This window comes from Aureimonas sp. AU12 (assembly GCF_001463705.1).
Taxonomy (GTDB): domain Bacteria; phylum Pseudomonadota; class Alphaproteobacteria; order Rhizobiales; family Rhizobiaceae; genus Aureimonas.
Window position 1 is genome coordinate 97,647 of the sequence record NZ_BBWH01000031.1, and the last position, 19,180, is coordinate 116,826.

General features: G+C 69.7%; 17 protein-coding genes. 9 read left to right on the top strand and 8 right to left on the bottom strand.

From position 1 onward, the window contains the following. Window positions 1–8 precede the first annotated feature (8 nt). The 3 genes from hrpB to AUL33_RS13420 all read left to right on the top strand — a co-directional run bounded on the left by hrpB (window position 9) and on the right by AUL33_RS13420 (window position 4,707). Window positions 9–2,543, top strand: coding sequence for an ATP-dependent helicase HrpB (hrpB, locus tag AUL33_RS13410; RefSeq protein ID WP_062208828.1), 2,535 nt, complete (start codon window positions 9–11; stop codon window positions 2,541–2,543). A gap of 112 nt (window positions 2,544–2,655) precedes the next feature. Beyond that, on the top strand, window positions 2,656–4,044 hold the full coding sequence (locus AUL33_RS13415; protein WP_062208831.1) for an ActS/PrrB/RegB family redox-sensitive histidine kinase: 1,389 nt from the start codon (window positions 2,656–2,658) through the stop codon (window positions 4,042–4,044). Window positions 4,045–4,137: 93 nt separating this feature from the next. After that, a complete protein-coding gene (locus AUL33_RS13420) occupies window positions 4,138–4,707 on the top strand; it encodes an ActR/PrrA/RegA family redox response regulator transcription factor (RefSeq protein ID WP_062208834.1) in 570 nt (189 codons plus the stop codon). 189 nt (window positions 4,708–4,896) lie between these two features. On the opposite strand, the gene AUL33_RS13425 is transcribed toward AUL33_RS13420, so the two are convergent. Both AUL33_RS13425 and AUL33_RS13430 read right to left on the bottom strand, forming a co-directional pair. Further along, a complete protein-coding gene (locus tag AUL33_RS13425) occupies window positions 4,897–5,403 on the bottom strand; it encodes an MmcB family DNA repair protein (RefSeq protein ID WP_062208838.1) in 507 nt (168 codons plus the stop codon). A 416-nt stretch (window positions 5,404–5,819) separates the two neighbouring features. Further along, on the bottom strand, window positions 5,820–6,266 hold the full coding sequence (locus tag AUL33_RS13430; RefSeq protein ID WP_062208841.1) for a MerR family transcriptional regulator: 447 nt from the start codon (window positions 6,264–6,266) through the stop codon (window positions 5,820–5,822). Window positions 6,267–6,503: 237 nt separating this feature from the next. On the opposite strand from AUL33_RS13430, the gene AUL33_RS13435 reads away from it, so the two are divergent. Next, window positions 6,504–7,271, top strand: coding sequence for a L,D-transpeptidase (locus AUL33_RS13435; protein ID WP_062208844.1), 768 nt, complete (start codon window positions 6,504–6,506; stop codon window positions 7,269–7,271). A 299-nt stretch (window positions 7,272–7,570) separates the two neighbouring features. Further along, window positions 7,571–8,551: a phosphoribosylaminoimidazolesuccinocarboxamide synthase gene (locus AUL33_RS13440; RefSeq protein WP_062208847.1), complete on the top strand. Its 981-nt coding sequence runs from the start codon at window positions 7,571–7,573 to the stop codon at window positions 8,549–8,551. Window positions 8,552–8,634: 83 nt separating this feature from the next. Here the strand turns inward: AUL33_RS13440 and AUL33_RS13445 are convergent, their stop codons facing one another. From AUL33_RS13445 to AUL33_RS13455, 3 genes are all read right to left on the bottom strand, one after another. Continuing rightward, window positions 8,635–9,291 (bottom strand): ceramidase domain-containing protein, encoded by a 657-nt coding sequence (locus AUL33_RS13445; RefSeq protein ID WP_062208850.1) that lies wholly within the window; start codon window positions 9,289–9,291, stop codon window positions 8,635–8,637. Window positions 9,292–9,333: 42 nt separating this feature from the next. Next, the gene (locus tag AUL33_RS13450; protein ID WP_244492217.1) at window positions 9,334–9,789 is read right to left on the bottom strand and encodes a YqaA family protein; all 456 of its coding nucleotides are present in this window, start codon (window positions 9,787–9,789) and stop codon (window positions 9,334–9,336) included. Between the two features lie 196 nt (window positions 9,790–9,985). Next, window positions 9,986–12,181, bottom strand: a complete 2,196-nt coding sequence (locus AUL33_RS13455) for a malate synthase G (RefSeq protein ID WP_062208853.1) — start codon at window positions 12,179–12,181, stop codon at window positions 9,986–9,988. A gap of 199 nt (window positions 12,182–12,380) precedes the next feature. Here AUL33_RS13455 and AUL33_RS13460 point away from each other — a divergent pair, with 199 nt between their 5' ends. Next, window positions 12,381–13,988: a bifunctional UDP-sugar hydrolase/5'-nucleotidase gene (locus AUL33_RS13460; protein WP_062208856.1), complete on the top strand. Its 1,608-nt coding sequence runs from the start codon at window positions 12,381–12,383 to the stop codon at window positions 13,986–13,988. An 18-nt stretch (window positions 13,989–14,006) separates the two neighbouring features. Here AUL33_RS13460 and AUL33_RS13465 read toward each other — a convergent pair whose 3' ends face one another. Beyond that, a complete protein-coding gene (locus tag AUL33_RS13465; RefSeq protein ID WP_244492219.1) occupies window positions 14,007–15,239 on the bottom strand; it encodes an ROK family transcriptional regulator in 1,233 nt (410 codons plus the stop codon). Window positions 15,240–15,484: 245 nt separating this feature from the next. On the opposite strand from AUL33_RS13465, the gene AUL33_RS13470 reads away from it, so the two are divergent. The 3 genes from AUL33_RS13470 to AUL33_RS13480 all read left to right on the top strand — a co-directional run bounded on the left by AUL33_RS13470 (window position 15,485) and on the right by AUL33_RS13480 (window position 18,507). Further along, window positions 15,485–16,510, top strand: coding sequence for a sugar ABC transporter substrate-binding protein (locus tag AUL33_RS13470; RefSeq protein ID WP_062208859.1), 1,026 nt, complete (start codon window positions 15,485–15,487; stop codon window positions 16,508–16,510). Window positions 16,511–16,633: 123 nt separating this feature from the next. Further along, window positions 16,634–17,713 carry an ABC transporter permease gene (locus AUL33_RS13475; RefSeq protein WP_062208862.1) on the top strand — a complete coding sequence of 360 codons (1,080 nt, stop codon included), beginning with the start codon at window positions 16,634–16,636 and terminating at the stop codon, window positions 17,711–17,713. Then, window positions 17,713–18,507 carry an ATP-binding cassette domain-containing protein gene (locus AUL33_RS13480; RefSeq protein WP_062208865.1) on the top strand — a complete coding sequence of 265 codons (795 nt, stop codon included), beginning with the start codon at window positions 17,713–17,715 and terminating at the stop codon, window positions 18,505–18,507. The genes AUL33_RS13475 and AUL33_RS13480 overlap by 1 nt, the downstream gene beginning before the upstream one ends. A gap of 81 nt (window positions 18,508–18,588) precedes the next feature. Here AUL33_RS13480 and AUL33_RS13485 read toward each other — a convergent pair whose 3' ends face one another. Both AUL33_RS13485 and AUL33_RS13490 read right to left on the bottom strand, forming a co-directional pair. After that, window positions 18,589–18,888, bottom strand: a complete 300-nt coding sequence (locus AUL33_RS13485; protein WP_062208868.1) for a type II toxin-antitoxin system RelE/ParE family toxin — start codon at window positions 18,886–18,888, stop codon at window positions 18,589–18,591. Beyond that, window positions 18,878–19,123 carry a type II toxin-antitoxin system ParD family antitoxin gene (locus tag AUL33_RS13490; protein ID WP_062208871.1) on the bottom strand — a complete coding sequence of 82 codons (246 nt, stop codon included), beginning with the start codon at window positions 19,121–19,123 and terminating at the stop codon, window positions 18,878–18,880. Before AUL33_RS13490 ends, AUL33_RS13485 begins: the two co-directional genes overlap by 11 nt. Window positions 19,124–19,180: the final 57 nt, after the last annotated feature.

Here is a 19,180-nt window from a genome sequence, read left to right on the forward strand (position 1 = left end):
AGCCGGCCATGACCACGCCCGCCGCCGCTCTTCCCCTCGTGCTTCCGGCGCTGCCCGTCTCGGCCGTGCTGCCGGCGGTGGCGGAGGCCCTCGGCCGCATCGGCATGGCCGTCCTCGTCGCGCCGCCGGGCGCCGGCAAGACGACGCTCACACCGCTGCATCTCCTCGGCGAGATCGCGCAGGGGCGCATCCTCCTCGTCGAGCCCCGACGCCTCGCCGCCCGCGCCGCTGCCACGCGCATGGCCTCTCTGCTCGGCGAGCGACCCGGCGAGCGCGTGGGCTGGCGCATGCGGCTCGACACGAAGGTTTCGGCCGCCACGCGCATCGAGGTCGTCACCGAGGGCGTCCTGACACGCATGATCCTCGCCGAGCCCGATCTGCCGGGCGTCGCCGCCATCCTCTTCGACGAATTCCACGAGCGCTCGCTCGACGGCGATTTCGGGCTGGCGCTGGCGCTCGACCTTCGCGGCGCGCTGCGGCCGGACCTCAAGATCCTCGTCATGTCGGCGACGCTCGACGGCGCGCGCGTCTCGCGGCTGCTGGGCGAGGCGCCGGTGATCGAAAGCGCGGGCCGCGCCTTTCCCGTTGCCATCCGCTACCGCGACCGCCCCGGCACCGAGCCGATCGAGGACGCCGTGGCCGGCGCGGTGCTGGCCGAGATCGCGGCCGGTCCCGGCTCGATCCTCGCCTTCCTGCCGGGCCAGCGCGAGATCGAGCGCACCGCCGAGCGCCTCGCCGCCAGGCTGCCGCCCGGCACGATCCTCGCCCCACTCTACGGGCTGATGGACGCGGCCGCGCAGGATCTCGCCATTCGCCCGGCCCCGGCGGGCACGCGCAAGGTGGTGCTGGCCACCACGATCGCGGAAACCTCGATCACCATCGACGGGGTCAGCGTCGTCGTCGATGGCGGGCTCAAGCGCCAGCCGCGCTTCGAGCCGGCCACCGGCCTGTCGCGGCTGGAGACGGTGCGGGTGTCGCGCGCCTCGGCCGACCAGCGCGCCGGCCGCGCCGGCCGAACCGCGCCGGGGATCGCCGTGCGGCTGTGGCGCGAGGCCGAGACCGGCGCGCTCGACGCCTTCGACCGGCCCGAGATCCTTTCGACCGATCTCGCCTCGCTCGTCCTCGACACGCTGGCCTGGGGCGCGCGCGATCCGGCCGAACTCGCCTTTCTCGATCCCCCGCCCGCGCCCGCCGTGGCGGAAGCGCGCGCGCTGCTCGCCGATCTCGGCGCGATCGGTCCGGACGGCCGCCTGACCGCGATGGGCGAGACGATGCGCCGCCTGCCCGCCCCGCCGCGCCTGGCCCGCATGGTGGCCGGCGCCGCGCCGGGCGCGCCGCGCCGCACCGCCGCGCGCCTTGCCGTGCTCCTCACCGAACACGGGCTCGGCGGGTTGGACGTCGATCTCACCGAGCGCCTGCGCCGCTGGGCGAGCGAGCGCTCGCCGCGCGCCAGGATGGCCGACGACCTCGCCGCGCGGATGGTGCGCAGCGTGCCGGCATCGAGCGACGAGCCCGGGATCGGCGACCACGACGACGCGGACCCCGGCGCGCTGCTGGCGCTCGCCTATCCCGATCGCGTCGCCCTGCCGCGCGGCGCGCGCGGCGCCTTCGTCCTGTCGAACGGGCGCGGCGGCGTCCTGGCCGAAACCGAGGCGCTGGCGCGCGAGCCCGCGCTCATCGTCGCCGACCTGCAGGGCGTCGCGCCCGGTGGGCCCTCCCGCGCCGGGGCGCCGCGCGTCGGGCGCATCCGCTCCGCCGTCGCCCTGCCGCGCGAGGCGCTGGAGCGCATTCTCGCCGCCCGCATCGTCGAGGAGGACGTCATCGTCTTCGATCCCGCGAGCCGCTCGGTGCGCGCCCGCCATGTCCGCCGCCTCGGCCACGCCATCCTTTCGGAAGCCCCGCGCCCGCTGCCCGAGGACGGGAGCGCCGTCGGCCCATTGATGGCCGGGCTTCGCGATCTCGGTCTCGGCCTCGCGCCCCTGCCGATCGACCGCGACGGCGAGCGGCTGCTCGCCCGCCTGCGCTTTGCCGCCGAGGCGCTCGGCCCCGAGGCCGGCTGGCCCGACTTCTCGGACGACGCGCTCCTGACGACGCTGGAGGACTGGCTGGCGCCCTTCGTGCCCGGCGCCGCGTCGCTGGCTTCGATCGCGCCCGGTGCGATCCGCGAGGCGCTGCTCGCCCGCCTCGACCCCGCCGAGGCCCGCCGCATCGAGGGGATCGTGCCTTCGCATTTCGATGCCCCCACCGGCCAGCGCCATCCCATCCGCTACGAGCCGCAGGGGCCGGTGCTGGCCGTGCGCGTGCAGGAACTGTTCGGGCTGAAGCGCCATCCGGCCGTCGCCGACGGGCGCCTGCCGCTCATCCTCGAACTTCTGTCGCCGGCCGGGCGCCCGATCCAGGTGACGCGCGACCTGCCGGGCTTCTGGGCCGGTTCCTGGGCCGACGTTCGCGCCGACCTTCGCGGCCGCTATCCGCGCCATCCCTGGCCCGAGGATCCCGCGAGCGCGGCCCCCACCGCACGGGCCAAGCCGCGCGGCACCTGACGCAAGGCCAGACCGCGCGGCACCGGACGGCCGAATTTCCATTGCAAGGGAAAGAGGTTGCGCCGACGCGTCGCATCTTGGCAGGGGTGCGCCCGCTTCTAAGTGCGGCCGCATGATGAACCGATCGCACCATGCCGATTTCGAACCGGGTCCGTCTTGGTCCGGCCGCGCCTCGAACGAGGGCCAGCGCATGCGCCTGGCGACGCTGACGCGGCTGCGCTGGCTGTCGATCGCCGGGCAGACCGCGGCCTGCGTCTTCGTCGCCTGGGGCCTCTGGTATCCCTATCCGGTGTTTCTCTGCTTCGGTCTCATCGCCCTGTCGGTGGCGCTGAACATCGTCCTCTCGCTGCGCTTTCCCAAGAGCGAGCGGCTGGAGTCGCGGCAGGTCGCCGCGATCCTCGCCTTCGACATCCTGCAGCCGACCGGGCTCCTCTTCCTCACCGGCGGCATCCAGAACCCGTTCGCGATCTTTCTCATCGTGCCCGCGATGACCGCCGCGGCGACCCAGCCGCCGGCCACCACGATCGGCCTCGGCATCCTCGCCGTCGCGGCGTCCACCGTGCTCGCCTTCGTCCATATGCCGATGCCCTGGCCGCTCGACCTTCCCTTCGCGCTGCCGCTCCCCTACCTCGGCGGCATGTGGTTCGCGCTCGTCACCACGCTTCTGTTCTCCACCTTCTACATCTACCGCGTCGCCGCAGAGGCCCGCACGCTTTCCGACGCGCTGGCCGCCACCGAACTCGTGCTCCAGCGCGAGCAGCATCTCTCCGCCCTCGACGGGCTCGCCGCCGCCGCCGCGCACGAACTCGGCACCCCGCTTGCCACGATCGCCCTCGTCGCCAAGGAGATGGGCCGGTCCACTTCGACCGCGCATCCGATGCGCGAGGACGTCGATCTCCTCATTACCCAGACCGAGCGCTGCCGCGACATCCTGCGCCAGCTCACCAGCCTCTCGTCGTCCTCAGAGGAGCATCTGGCACGCCTGTCTTTCCTGTCGCTCGTCGAGGAGGTCGTCGCCCCGCATCGCGATTTCGGCGTCACCATCCGCGTCATCGCGGCGCGGCGCGAAGGCCCCGAACCGGTGATGCGGCGCAATGCCGGCATCGTCTACGGGCTCGGCAACATCGTCGAGAACGCCGTCGATTTTGCCGCGGGCGAAGTCACGATCTCGCTGGGATGGACGGGAGAACGCATCGACATCGAGATCGTCGACGATGGCTCGGGCTTTCCCGCCGACGTGCTCGCCCGGATCGGCGATCCCTACATGGCCCAGCGTGAGGCGGGACCGCGCAATTCCGGCGGCGGCCTCGGCCTCGGCCTCTTCATCGCCAAGACCCTGCTCGAGCGCTCGGGCGCCCGGATCGTCTTCGGCAACCGCCCGGAGGCCGAGCGCCCCGGCGCCCTCGTCGCCATTTCATGGCCGCGCGAGATCTTCGGGCGGCTCGCCGCCAGCGAAGACAGCGAGGAACGGGTCTCGATGTCGGCCCTCCCCTCCCTCTGATCCTAAACTCTGTCCATCGGACGCGATGTCGCGCCCGTTGACTTGCGCGCGAACGGCTCCAAATCAGAACGGAAAAGGAACGAAACCATGCTCATGGACGTCACCGCTTCCACCCCCGTCCCCGCCCGCCTGCCGGACGGCGACCACTCGATCCTCCTCGTCGACGACGACCGCCCGTTCGTAACGCGTCTCGGACGCGCCTTCGAGCAGCGCGGCTTCGACGTGCGCACCGCCGAGGGCGTGTCGGACGGCATCGCCGCCATCCGCGCCCAGGCCCCGGCCTATGCGGTCGTCGACATGCGGCTCGGCACCGGCAACGGGCTCGAGATCATCGAGGCGCTGCGCCGCGCCCGCCCCGACGCCCGCGTCGTCGTCCTCACCGGCTACGGCAACATCGCCACCGCCGTCACCGCCGTGAAACTCGGCGCCATCGATTATCTCGCCAAGCCCGCCGATGCCGACGAGGTGATCGCCGCGCTCATGCGCGAGCCCGGCACCAAGGCCGAGCCGCCCGAGAATCCGATGTCGGCCGACCGTATCCGCTGGGAGCACATCCAGCGCGTCTACGAACTCTGCGACCGCAACGTCTCCGAGACCGCGCGCCGCCTCTCCATGCACCGCCGCACCCTGCAGCGCATCCTCGCGAAGCGCGCCCCGCGCTGAGGCGTGGGGCGATGCGATGCAGGGGCGCTGCCCCCGCACCCCTGCCAAGGGCCTGAGGCCCTTGGAACCCCATCACTTCTGTCGATCATCGGAAAGGGCCGCCGGCCCTTTCCGATGATCGATCAAAAGAAGCGGGGGCTTCGGGGCGTCAGGCCCCGAGCGGGGAAGGGGCGGCAGCCCCGCCATGCGTCAATCCTCGTCCAACGTCGGCTCGCCCGTGAGGAACGGGTTGGCGGTCCATTCAGCCTGAAGCAGGCGATCGGAGGCGAGGCGGGCGAAGCGCAGCGTCAGCGCCTTGCGGGTGGCCGAAGGCAGCTTGTGCTCAGGCGCCTCGCGCAGGATCTCGGCGCCGTAGCCGTCCGAGAGGATGAGGCCGCAATCCTCCGGGAAGATGTCGGTGGGAACGCCGGGATGGGTCGCGAAGTAGAGGCGGTCGCAGTGGAGCCGATAGTCGGGCCATTTGCGATCGACGCGGAAGTCCTCGATCGAGGACTTGATCTCGACGATGGTGAACTCACCCTTCTCGGACAGGCAGAGAAGATCGGCGCGCCGCCCCGAGACGAGCGGTATTTCCGGCAGGACCGACACGCGCAGACGGATCATCAACCGCTGGACGCCGCGCCGCACAAGCATGGCGCGCTCGGACTGACGGCCGTCGACGAGGGGATCGCGGCGGTTGGGCGAGACGAGAGGCATGGCGCAAGGCGTAGACCGCGACGCGCCGGTCGATCAAGACGCCCGGCGAGCAAAACCGAAACGCCGAGTCGTTCCGCCGCATGAGAAAGGCGAACGCTTGTGGGCCGACGAGGCGAATGCGCCGCCTTGAGCGGAGCATTCGGTGCCGCGACACGCACGGGATGGGCGGGAGCGGATGCGAATGCGATAAGCTCGTTCGCGCAAACGGAGTGACGTCGAGTTCAACTGTTCCCCAGCGAACCCGAACGACTTGCAAGGGCCGATCAGTCAGTCGGCCTTCCCCTTCCTGGAGAACGACGCGTCTCTGCAGACAGCCCGGATCGACGCGATCTGCATCGCCAGATCCAGCCTCGCTGGAAGTCCCGGCGTCGTTGCGCGTTGTAATCACACCATCCGGAGGCGGAACACGCCGCGCCTCAACGATGGCCGGCGGCTTCGCCTCCCGCCGACGCCAGCGCCGGGCTGGCTATGCGCGCGCTCTCACCGGCGATCTCGTCGAGGATCGGGCAGTCGGGCTCGCGGCCGGAATGGCATTCCTCGCTCAGCATGGCCAGCGCCCGGCGCAGGGACTGAAGCTCCTCGATCTTGTGGTCGATCTCGCCGATGCGCCGCGCCACGAGGCGCCGGCCATCGCCGCGATCGCGCGCCTCGCCGCCATAGAGCGCCAGGAGCTTGCGCGCCTCGTCGATCGAAAAACCGCCCGAGCGCGAGCGCTGCAGGAAGCGCAGGACATGCACGTCGCGCTCGCAATAGTCGCGGTATCCGTTGGCCGCGCGGGCCGGCTGCACGAGCCCGACCTCCTCATAGTAACGGATGGTCTTCGACGGCAGGCCGGACCGTTTCGACGCTTCGCCGATATTCATCCGAAGTCCCCGATTTGTCAGCATTTTCGTCCCTTGAGAGAGGAAATGCGGCAAAGCTGGGGATCGTCAACTGTGCTCGCGTTGCAACAAGAATATCTTAACCATGGAGGGGTCTACTCGTGTCGTTGCCAGCTGAATCGCATCGGCGTACCAGAAGGACGGCCCTCCCGGGACGCCCGATCCGGGAACCGTGCCTCGCCTGGCCGCCCAACCCTCGCAGCCTGACCCGGACGCCCCATGACGACCCGCTCGACCCTCTCCCTTCTCGGCGTCTCGCTCGCCGCTCTGGCCGCCCTCGGCGGCTGCACGACCCAGCAGCGGGCGTCGATCAGCACCGACGTGCCGATGGCGCAGGCCTATGTCGCGCCGGCCCCGGTCGAGCAGATCAAGTCGGGCGGACCGCTTGGCCCGGTCGAGCTGACGGCCTACGATTCGATCGAGGACGGCGGCTTCAAGCTGCCGGCCATCCCGATCTCGAAGGTTTCCGAAGAGTTCCGCCGCCAGCGCGTCGTCTACAATGGCGAGGGTCTCGAGCCCGGCACCGTGGTGGTCGATACGAAGAACCATTTCCTCTACGTCGTGGAGCCGCAGGGCACCGCGATGCGCTACGGCATCGGCGTCGGCAAGGCCGGCTTCTCGTGGTCCGGCCAAGCTGAGATCAAGGACAAGCAGCACTGGCCGAAGTGGTTTCCGCCGGTCGAGATGATCGCGCGCAGGCCCGAGCTCAAGCCCTATGGCAACGAGGTCGGCATGAATCCCGGCCTGCAGAACCCGCTCGGCGCCCGCGCCCTCTACCTCTATCAGGGCAACAAGGACACGCTGTTCCGCCTGCACGGCACGCCGGAATGGTGGTCGATCGGCAAGTCGGTCTCGTCGGGCTGCATCCGCCTGATGAACCAGGACATCGTCGACCTCTACGACCGCGTTCCGATGAACGCGAGCGTCATCGTGCTTCAGGGCAAGGAGACGCTGGAATCGCGTCGCCGCACCGCGCCGCAGAGCTGATCGAGCTCCCACACGAGTTAAAGGCGGGGGACCGCCATGGCCGGACGCTTCGGGGGAAGCGTCCGGCCTTTTTGTTTGCGAGCGGACCGGGGATCCATGTTCTCGGACGGCAACTGGTGGGCTGGGCGTCCCCCACCCCTTCGATCGGGCCCGGGCTTGATCGGACGTCGAGGACGCATCCCTCCCTCCCTTGCATCTTCACACGCGCCGTCTTCGAAAACCGCGCGGCGTCATCGGAGCGGTGCTATAGGGACGGCGCATTCCGTCGTCCCTTCGTCCCAGCATTCGAGCCCCGCCCCATGGATCCAGACTTCCTGCGCGCCCAGGCGCATCGCGTCCTGCCGGCCGCCGTCCTTCCCGAACTGCCGGGCTTCTACAGCGGCAAGGTGCGCGAGAACTACGACCTAGCCGACGGGCGCCGCGTCATCATCGCCACCGACCGGCTCAGCGCCTTCGACCGGATCCTCTGCGCCGTGCCCTTCAAGGGGCAGGTGCTGACGCAGACCGCGCGCTTCTGGTTCGAGGCGACCTCCGACATCTGCCGCAACCATGTCCTCGACACGCCCGACCCGAACGTCGTGATCGGCCAGCGCCTCGACATCCTGCCGGTCGAGATCGTGGTGCGTGGCCATCTCGCGGGCACCACCGGCACCTCGATCCTGACCCTCTACAAGAGCGGCCAGCGCGACATGTACGGCGTCCACATGCCGGACGGCCTGCGCGACAACGAGCGTCTGCCGCAGCCGATCATCACACCCACCTCGAAGGCTTTCGACGGCGGTCACGACGAGCCGCTGACGCCGGCCGAGATCCTCGAGCGCGGCCTCCTCACGCCCGCGCAATGGGACGAGGTCAGCGCCCATGCGCTGGCCCTCTTCGCACGCGGCCAGGCGATGGCCGCCGATCGCGGCCTCATCCTCGCCGACACGAAATACGAGTTCGGCACCGATCCGGCCGGGCGCATCGTGCTGGCCGACGAGATCCACACGCCCGATTCCAGCCGATACTGGAAGGCCGCGAGCTTCGAGGAGCGCTTCGAGGCGGGCGAGCGCCCCGACAGCTTCGACAAGGATTTCGTGCGCTCCTGGGTCGCGGCGCGCTGCGACCCGTACCAGGACGAGATCCCGGAGATTCCGGAGGACATGATCCTCGACACCGCGCTCGTCTATGTCGAAGCCTTCGAGACGATCACCGGGCGGTTCTTCGAGCCCGATCTCTCCGGCGACAGCGTGCTGGAGCGCATCCACACGCGCCTCGCCCCGCTCTTCGGCGGCCGCTGAGGGGTCCAGAGCATTTCCAGCGGACAACGCGGCTCACAAAGACCTAGAGCCGATCCTGTGACCCCTTGTTCGCCGGATCGGCTCTAGGCGCGTCGGGGCGCATGGATCGCCCCCACGAGAAGGATCCCGAGCACGGTCGCGTTCAGCACGTGCCAGAGAAAATGCAGCCCGAGCGGCACCGCGGCACAAAGTGGGCTGTCGAGTGTGCGCAACGTCAGCGACACCGCGAAGACCCCGCCCGCGCCGAGAAGCGCTCGCGCCGCCGGATGGCCTCGCGCGGTCAGCAGCGTACCCAGGCCGAACAGCGCCGCCAGCGCCGGAATATAGGCGGCCGAGGAGCCCATCCACGGCTCCGCCAGCGGTGCCAGCGCCTGACCGCCAAGCGCGAAAGCCAGCGTGCCGAGCGCGCTCGCGCCCCGGCCGAGTTCGACGAACCGCCGCAGCGCCAGCGCGAAATAGCCGTAGATGAAGATCGCGATTGGGATCACGTCGGCAAGCACCGACCACTGGTCGGCAAAGGTGTGGAACAGGAACGAGCCGATGCCGATCACCGCGACGAGCGCGATCAGCGCTAACGTCGCGCGGTCGCCGCCCTCGATCTTGGCCCGCCGCCGCCAGAGGCGAAAGGCCAGCGCCGCCGCGACGAGGAAGGCCACGTTCGACAGCGCGTTGACGGGTTCGGCCCAGAAGGCCCCGCTCGTGCGCTCGCAATAGGCGTCGATCGGCGCGAACCAGTCCATGGCCTGCCCTTCCCGCTTCCCCGATCGCAGTGCCCGCCGGCCTCAGCCGCCGCCCGACGCCAGACCCAGCGTCGTCAGCGTCACGAAGAGATAGCGCAGGCCCTTGCCCGTGCCGACCAGCAGCAGGAACGGCACCACCCGCACGCCCAGCAGCCCCGCGATCACCGTCAGCGCGTCGCCCACCACCGGCACCCAGGCGAACAGGAGCGAGGGCAGCCCGAAGCGCTCGAACCAGCCGCTCGCCCGCGCGATCCGTCGCTCGGGCACCGGAAACCACTTGGCCTCGCGGTAGGCCGCCAGAAATCGCCCGCAACCCCAGTTGAACAGCCCGCCCAACGTGTTGCCGAGCGTCGCCGCCAAGGTCAACAGCCACGGGCTTCCCGTGCCCGCCAGAAGCAGGCCCACCAGCACTGCCTCCGACGATGCCGGAATGAGCGTCGCCGCCAGAAACGCCGCCGCGAACAACCCGCCATACGCCGCCAGAAGCTCGACGGTCACGGAGCGCGGCGCGTGGCAAGCAGGGGCGCTGCCCCCGCACCCCCGCCAAGGGACTTGAAGCCCCTTGGAACCCACTCTCTGGTTTCCCTCGATGGGGTGGGCCGTTGGCCCGCCCCATCGAGGGACAAAAGAAAAGAAGGGTCCGGGAATTCATTCCCGGGCGGGGACCGGGGCGGCAGCCCCGCCATCGCGCGCCTCACGCCCGGCGGCCGGCGGCCTTCTTCTCGCGGCGGCGGCGGTGAAGGACGGGTTCGGTGTAGCCGTTGGGCTGGATGCGGCCCTCGAGCACGAGCTCGAGGGCCGCCTGGAAGGCGACGGACTCGTCGAAATGGCCGGCCATCGGCTCGTAGAGCGGGTCGCCGGCGTTCTGCCCATCGACGACGGCGGCCATGCGCCGGAGGGTCTCGACGACCTGCGCCTCGGTGACGACGCCGTGGAGAAGCCAGTTGGCGATGTGCTGGGAGGAGATGCGCAAGGTGGCGCGGTCTTCCATCAGGCCGACATTGTTGATGTCGGGCACCTTCGAGCAGCCCACGCCTTGGTCGACCCAGCGCACGACGTAGCCGAGGATGCCTTGGGCGTTGTTGTCGAGCTCGGCCTGGATGTCCTCGGGTGTCCAGTTCGGGCGCACCGAGACGGGGATGGTGAGGATCTCGGAGAGCTTCGTGCGCGAGCCGCCGGCGAGCTCGGTCTGGCGCTGAGCGACGGAGACCTCGTGATAGTGGGTGGCGTGGAGGGTGGCGGCGGTCGGCGAGGGCACCCAGGCGGTGTTGGCTCCGGCGCGCGGGTGGGCGATCTTCTGCTCGAGCATGGCGTGCATGAGGTCGGGCATGGCCCACATGCCCTTGCCGATCTGGGCGTGGCCCTTGAGGCCGCAGGCAAGGCCGACGTCGACGTTGCGATCCTCGTAGGCCTTGATCCAGGGGGCGGCCTTCATGTCGCCCTTGCGGATCATCGGGCCGAGTTCGATCGAGGTGTGCATCTCGTCGCCGGTGCGGTCGAGGAAGCCGGTGTTGATGAAGACGACGCGGTTCTTGGCGCGGCGGATGGCCTCCTTGAGGTTCACCGTGGTGCGGCGTTCCTCGTCCATGATGCCCATCTTGATCGTGTTGGGCTTGAGGCCGAGAGCGCTCTCGACACGGGCGAAGATCTCGTCGGCGAATTCGACCTCGTCGGGCCCGTGCATCTTGGGCTTGACGATGTAGACCGAGCCGGCGCGCGAGTTGCGGGGCCCCTGCTGCTTCTTCAGGTCGTGAAGGGCGACGAGCGTGGTGATGGCGGCGTCGAGCATGCCCTCGGGCGCCTCCGACCCGTCGCGCAGGAGCACGGCCGGGTTGGTCATCAGGTGCCCGACATTGCGGATGAGCATGAGCGAGCGGCCGGGCAGGGTCAGCGCGGAGCCGTCGGGCGCGGTGTAGTCGCGATCGGGGCTCAGGCGACGGGTGACGGTCTCGCCGCCCTTCTGGAAGCTCTCGACGAGGTCGCCCTTCATCAGGCCGAGCCAGTTGCGATAGACGGCGACCTTGTCCTCGGCATCGACGGCGGCGACCGAATCCTCGCAATCCTGGATCGTGGTGACCGCGCTTTCCAGGATCACGTCGGAAAGGCCGGCGGGATCGGTGGAGCCGATCGGCGAGGTCGGGTCGATGACGATCTCGCCGTGCAGGCCGTTCGTGGCGAAGAGGATCGAGGTCGGGGCGCCCGGCTCGCCGCGATAGCCCGCGAACTGCGAGGGCTCGGCCAGCGGCACGAGGCGACCGTCGTGCAGCGTCGTCATCAGCCGTGCCTTCTCCACCGCGAAGCCTTCCGCCTCGCGCCAGGAGGCGCCGTTCAGCGGCACGGAGCGGTCGAGGAAGTCGCGCGCCCAGCCGACGACCTTCTCGCCGCGCACCGGGTTGTAGCCGCGGCCGCGCTCGGCGCCGCCTTCTTCCGAGATGGCGTCGGTGCCGTAGAGCGCATCGTAGAGCGAGCCCCAGCGGGCGTTGGCGGCGTTGAGCGCGAAGCGGGCGTTGAGGACGGGCACGACGAGCTGCGGCCCGGCAATGCCGGCGATCTCGGCATCGACATCGGCGGTCTCGACCGAGAAGGCGCCGCCCTCGGGCACGAGATAGCCGATCTCGCGCAGGAAGGCCTCGTATTCCACGCCGTCCACCGTGCCGCCGCGCCGGTCGCGGCACCAGGCGTCGATCTTCGACTGGAGGTCGTCGCGGATGGCGAGAAGCTCGCGGTTGCGGGGCGCGAGATCGTGGAGGAGCCCCGAGAGATCACGCCAGAAGGCGTCGGCCTCGATGCCGGTTCCCGGCAGCGCCTCGGTCTCGACGAACTGCTTCAGGCGATCATCGACCTTCAGGCCATGAAGTTCGGTGCGGCTTTCATCGGCGGCGGCGGACATGCGGCTTTTCCCCTCGTGCGATCCCGGCGCGCGGGCGCTTGGTTCCCGTGGAGGTGTCGCGAATAGGGGCGCGGCTGTCAAACGGACTTTACCGCCCCGTGCGAGACGGGACCGGGCGCCTCGCCTACGATGATCGCCGGGCCCCTCGCGCCCGTTCCGCACTGCCGCACGCCGCCGACCCGAAAGGACCGACCTGCCGATGAGACCCGCCCTTCTCGCCCTCGCCGCCGCGCTCGGTGCGTCCGCCACGCTGCCGGCCGAAGCGTTCGACCTCAAGATCCTGCACGTCAACGATGTCCATTCGCGGGTCGAGCCGATCAGTCGGAGCGACGGCCCGTGCTCTGTCAAAGACGCGGAGGCCGGTGCCTGCTTCGGCGGGGTGGCGCGGCTGGCGGCGGCGATCGCGAACGAGCGCGCCAGGGCCGGCACGACGCCGGTGCTGCTCCTCGATGCCGGCGACCAGAGCCAGGGATCGCTGTTCTATACGGTCTACAAGGGCAGGGACGCCGCGGAGTTCATGAACGCGATGGGCTTCGAGGCGACGGCCGTCGGCAATCACGAGTTCGACGACGGCGTGCCGGTGCTCTCGGACTTCGCCCGCAGCGTCCGGTTTCCGGTGCTCTCGGCCAATCTGGATCTCACGCGCGAGCCGGACCTCGCCGCGCTCATCGCGCCCTCCACGGTGGTCGAGAAGGGCGGCGAGCGGATCGGCACCATCGGCCTGACCCCGCCCGACACGGCGGAGCTGACGATCGGCGGCAGGACTGTCGGCTTCGGCGATCCCGTCGCGGCGGCGCGGCGCGAGGCCGAGCGCCTGACGGCGCAGGGCGTGACCAAGATCGTGCTCCTCAGCCATTCCGGCTACGCGCTCGACCAGCGGCTGGCGGCCGAGGTGCCCGGCCTCGACGTGATCGTCGGCGGCCATTCGCACACGCTTCTCTCCGCCACCGACCCGAAGGCCGCCGGACCCTATCCGACGCTCGTCACCGGGTCGGACGGGGTGGGCGTTCCGATCGTGCAAGCCTACGCCTACGGCAAGTATCTCGGCGACCTCACCGTGACCTTCGACGAGCGCGGCGTCGTGACCAGGGCCGAGGGCGCGCCGATCCTTCTCGAGCAGAGCCTGCCCGAGGACCCCGCCATGGTGGCGCGTGTCGCTGAGCTGGCGGTGCCGCTCGAGGCCATGCGAACGAAGGTGGTGGGGACGAGCGCCGCCGCCATCGACGGCTCGCGCGACACCTGCCGCACCGGCGAGTGCCAGATGGGCAATCTCGTCGCCGAGGCGATGCTGGCGCGCACCGGGGACCAGGGCGTGACGATCGCCATCGCCAATGGCGGGGGCCTTCGCGCCTCGATCGACGCCGGCCCGGTGACGCTCGGCGAGGTGCTGACGGTGCTGCCCTTCCAGAACACGATCGCGACGTTCCAGCTGACGGGCGCCGACGTCGTGGCGGCGCTGGAGGGCGGCGTCGCCGAGGTCGAGGCCGGCGCCGGCCGCTTCCCGCAGGTGGCGGGGCTGCAGTTCGACTGGTCGCGAACCGGGCGGCCGAACGAGAGCCGGATCGAGGCAGTGCGGGTGCGCGACGATGCAGGCCGATGGGTGCCGATCGACCCGGCCGTCACCTACACGCTCGTCTCCAACAACTTCCTGCGCACCGGCGGCGACGGCTACAAGGTCTTCGCCGAGAAGGCGGTGAACGCCTACGATTACGGGCCGAACCTCGAAGACGCCGTCATCGCCTACCTGACGGCGGAGAACGCGCCCTACCGGCCGTCCACCGACGGGCGCATCCGCGAGACGCGGTAGGAACGCTCGGGTGCCGCCTCAACGGTCGGCGAGAAGCACCCGGTGGTCGAGCAGGAACTTGGCGAAGAAGGGCAGGCTCGCCGAGCCGACCTCGCGGGCCGAGCGGCCGATCGTGCCCTCGGCCACCGCGACGGGGGGCAGGCCCTGCAGGTCGAGCCGCGCCAGCGCCTCTCGCGTCGCCTCGGTGAGGCGCCGGCGCACGGTGGCGGGAAAGCTGCCGTCGATTACGGCCTTCTCGAAGTCGTAGACCGCGGCAGACGCGGCCACCGCATGGGCGAGCCCGCCAGCCGCGATGGTGATCCACTCGTTAAGAAGCGGCCCGAGATCGCTCCAGTCGGCATCCCGGCGCCAGAGCTCGACGCTCGAGCGCCCGGAGGCCTCCACCATGCGCTCCAGCACGTGGATCGAGGCGACGTGGATGAGCTGGCGCTCGGGGCCTTCTCTCGTCGGGACCAGCATCGAGCCGAGCGCGCCGGCATTGCCGGTGCGCCCCGAGACGAGGGCGCCGTCGATGACGATGCCGCCGCCGACGAAGGCGCCGACGAAGAAGTAGATGTAATGGGCCGAAACGGCGGTGCCGAAGGCCTGCTCGGCGCCGCAGGCCGCGGTCACGTCGTTGGCGAGATAGACGGCCTCGCCGGTCGCCTGTTCGAGCTCGGCGGCGAAGTCGAGCCGGCGCCATTCCTCCATCTCGCCGGGCGGCGCCCCGTTGGCCTCGCCCCAGGCCCAGAGTTCGAAGGGCATGCCGACCCCGAGGCCCGACAGGCGACGGCGCAGGAGCGGCGGCAGCGCCGCGCGCAGCTCGTCGGCGGCGCGGGTGACAAAGGCGAGGATCTCGGCATGGCGGGGAAAGCGGTAGAGGATGGCGCGGCTCTCGCGCACCGTGCCGACGAAGTCCATCAGCACCATCTCGCTCGTGCGCCGGCCGAGCTTGAGGCCGAGCGCGAAGGCGCCGTCCGGGTTGAGCCGCATCGGCACCGAGGGCTGGCCGACGCGCCCGCGCCGCGGCTCGCCGGCCAGCACCAGCCCGTCGCCCTCGAGCGAGCGCATGATCACCGAGGCGGTCTGCGGCGAGAGGCCGGAGAGGCGCGCGATCTCGGACTTGGCGAGTTCGCCGTGGCGGCGGATGAGCGAGAGCACGGCGCGCTCGTTGTGCGCGCGAAGGCCCGCCTGGTTCGAGCCCCGGAGGCGTTCGTCGCCGCCGCTCGCCGGGCGCGCCGACCCGTCCGTCGGCAGCATCGCGTCGCCCATGCCCTGTGGCCCTCCCCCGATGTGAGGCCGATCTCGCGCCGGCTGTCACGGCCGAACCTTTCCCAACCCGCGGACCCTGTCAATAAATAAATCCTCGTGAGTTATAGATTGACAGGGGCTGACGGCTTGTGTTGGATGCCCCGGTACGACCCGGCGAGGAGGCTCGGGTCGCCCGCGTCCGACGCCCGGCCTCGAAGGTCGGGCCGGCCGGTGATCGTTTTTTTCGGGAGGCTTCTTAAGTGAATTTGCGTCATCTCTTCGCGTCCGCCGCCGTCGGCGCGCTCGGTGTCCTCGCTCTCGCCGGCAGCGCCTCCGCGCAGTCGCCGATGACGGTCTGCCTGATTACCAAGACCGACACGAACCCCTTCTTCGTCAAGATGAAGGAAGGTGCCGAGGCCAAGGCCAAGGAACTCGGCATCAACCTGCAGTCCTATGCCGGCCGCGTCGACGGCGACTCGGACAGCCAGGTCCAGGCGATCGAAAGCTGCATCGCGGCGGGCGCCAAGGGCATCCTGATCGCCGCCTCCGACACGAAGGGCATCGTGCCCGCCATCACCAAGGCACGCGACGCCGGCCTCATCACCATCGCGCTTGACACGCCGCTCGAGCCGCTGAACGCGGCCGACGCGACCTTCGCCACCGACAATTACGAGGCGGGCGTCCTCATCGGCCAGTGGGCCAAGGCCAAGATGGGCAATGAGGCCGCCGACGCCAAGATCGCCTTCCTCGACCTGACCCCGCAGCAGCCCTCCGTGGCCGTGCTGCGCGACCAGGGCTTCATGGAGGGCTTCGGCATCGACGTGAAGAACAAGGACGTGGTGGGCGACGAGAGCGACGCGCGCATCGTCGGACACGACATCACCAACGGCAACGAGGAGGGCGGCCGTCAGGCGATGGAGAACCTTCTCCAGAAGGATCCGACGATCAACCTCGTCTACACGATCAACGAGCCGGCCGCGGCCGGCGCCTACGAGGCGCTGAAGGCGCTGGGCCTCGCCGACAAGGTGACGATCGTCTCCGTCGACGGCGGCTGCCCCGGCATCGCCAACGTCAAGGACGGCGTCATCGGCGCCACCTCGATGCAGTATCCGCTGAAGATGGCCGCGATGGGCGTCGAGGCGGTCAAGACCTTCGCCGAGTCCGGCAAGAAGCCGGAGGCCTCCGCCGGCCTCGAGATCACCAACACCGGCGTCGACCTCGTCACCGACGCGCCGGTCGACGGCGTCAAGTCGATGGACTCGGCCACGGCCGCGAAGGCCTGCTGGGGCTGATACGCTTCGCAAATCTCCGGCGCCGCGGGCTTGGAAAGCCCCGGCGCCGGAGCCTCGCGAGCCGGGCCGCCCGACGGGCGCGTCCGGCTTTGACGGACCCCGCGCAAGGGAGATCGCGGCTCGATGACCGACACCACCACCCGAAAGGGCAGCGACTTCGAGGCGGGGCTCGACAAGAGCGACACCCGCGTGGCGGATTTCTCCGCCAAGCATAAACGCACGCCGCTCCAGCATCTCCAGCACTTCCTCCACGCCAATCCCACGATGGTGCCGGTGATCGTGCTGCTCTGCGGCATCGGCGTCTTCGGCGCGCTCATCGGCGGCCGCTTCTTCAACGCCTTCACGATGACGCTGATCCTCCAGCAGGTCGCGATCGTGGGCATCGTCGGCGTCGCGCAGACGCTCATCATCCTCACCGCCGGCATCGACCTCTCGGTCGGCGCGATCATGGTCCTCTCCTCGGTGGTGATGGGCAATCTCGCCGTGCTGCACGGCGTGCCCTCGCCACTGGCGCTGCTCATCGGCCTCGCCGTCGGCACGCTCTGCGGCGCCATCAACGGCGTGCTGGTCGCCAAGGTGCGCCTGCCGCCCTTCATCGTGACGCTCGGAACCTGGTTCGTCTTCGAGGCGATCAACTTCATCTACACTCAGAACGCCACGATCCGGGCGCAGGACGTCGAGGCCGCCGCCCCGATGATGCAGTTCCTCGGGCGCACGTTCCAGGTCGGCGGCGCCGTCTTCACCTATGCGGTGGTGGCCGTGCTGCTTCTCGTGGCGCTGTTCTACTACATCCTCAACAACACGGCCTGGGGCCGCCACGTCTACGCCGTGGGCGACGACGAGGACGCAGCGCGCCTGTCGGGCATCCGCTCGAACAAGGTGCTGATCTCGGTCTACGCGGTGTCGGGCCTCATCTGCGGCTTCGCCGGCTGGGCGCTCATCGGGCGCATCGGCTCGGTCTCGCCGACCTCGGGCTATGAGGCCAACATCCAGGCGATCACCGCGGTCGTCATTGGCGGCACCTCGCTCTTCGGCGGGCGCGGCTCGGTGCTCGGCACGCTCGTCGGCGCGCTCATCGTCGGCGTCTTCGCCATGGGCCTGCGCATCTACGGCACCGACCCGCAATGGACCCGCCTGACGGTGGGCGCGCTCATCATCCTGGCGGTCGCATCCGACCAGTGGATCCGGAAGGTCTCGGCCTGATGTCCCATACGCTCGGCACCACTCCCGTCCTGCAGGCGCGCGGCCTGCAGAAGCGCTACGGCCGCGTCGTCGCCATCGACAACGGCGACTTCGACCTCTACCCCGGCGAAATCCTCGCCGTGATCGGCGACAACGGCGCCGGCAAGTCGACCCTGATCAAGGCGCTGTCGGGCGCCGTGATCCCCGACGGCGGCGAGATCCGCCTCGACGGCAAGCCGATCACCTTCGCCAACCCGCAGGCGGCGCGCGACAGCGGCATCGAGACGGTCTACCAGCAGCTGGCGCTCTCGCCGGCTCTCTCGATCGCCGACAACATGTTCCTGGGGCGCGAGATGCGCCGCAAGGGCTTTGCCGGCGACTACCTGCGCATGCTCGACAAGCCGGCGATGCGCAAGATCGCCCGCGAGAAGCTCTCCGAGCTCGGGCTGATGACGATCCAGAACATCGACCAGCCGGTGGAGACCCTGTCGGGCGGCCAGCGCCAGGGCGTCGCGGTGGCGCGCGCCGCCGCCTTCGGTTCGAAGGTGTTGATCCTCGACGAGCCCACCGCCGCGCTCGGCGTGAAGGAGAGCCGCAAGGTGCTCGACCTCATCCTTGAGGTGCGCTCGCGCGGCATGCCGATCGTCCTGATCTCGCACAACATGCCCCATGTCTTCGAGATCGCCGACCGCATCCACATCCACCGTCTGTCGAAGCGCCTCTGCGTGGTCGATCCGAAATCGATCACCATGTCCGACGCCGTCGCCCTGATGACCGGCGCCAAGGCCCCGGAAGCGGAGATGATGGCGGCCTGACAGAGGCTTCTCATCCGAACCCGGCATGGACAAGAAGGGCTGCCCAGAAAGCGGCCCTTCTGCTTGTCAACGTCATGACCGTCAGGACTGAATCCGGGAAACGACGTCCATCCGGCGATGCAGGACACGCACCACGTCGATCCCACGCGGCGTCGATCTGCAGACGATCAGGTGAGATGCGACGGCGTAGGATCGGATCGGCGGTTCGATGCCTTCGATCGCGCGTCCAAGGTCCGGTGACCGTGTGACCGCCTCCATTCCGGCCGTCAGAGCCAGGATATACCGGTCCGCTCGCGAAACGGACCATCTCTCGATCGAATAGGCGAAGATCTCGCCAAGGTCCGCCCGCGCCCGAGGCCGAAGCCGGATCTCAGACGCCATGCTTGCGATGCATGTCGCTCAGGAAGTCGTGCGGGTCGAACGCCTCTGCCGGTCCGCTGTCCTCGCCTTCGCGGATCGCATCTCGCAACCCCTGCAGGCGCACCTCGTGCTCTTCCAGAAGGCGCAGGCCCGCTCGCACGACTTCGCTGGCCGAGCCGTATCGACCACCGTGAAGCTGCGCCGCAACGAAATCGGAGAAGTGATCGCCCAGGATCACCGACGTGTTTTTCGCCATCAGCTCCTCTTTCCACTACCAGCAAATATTACCAGGGAGCACGGGCGCGAACAAGAT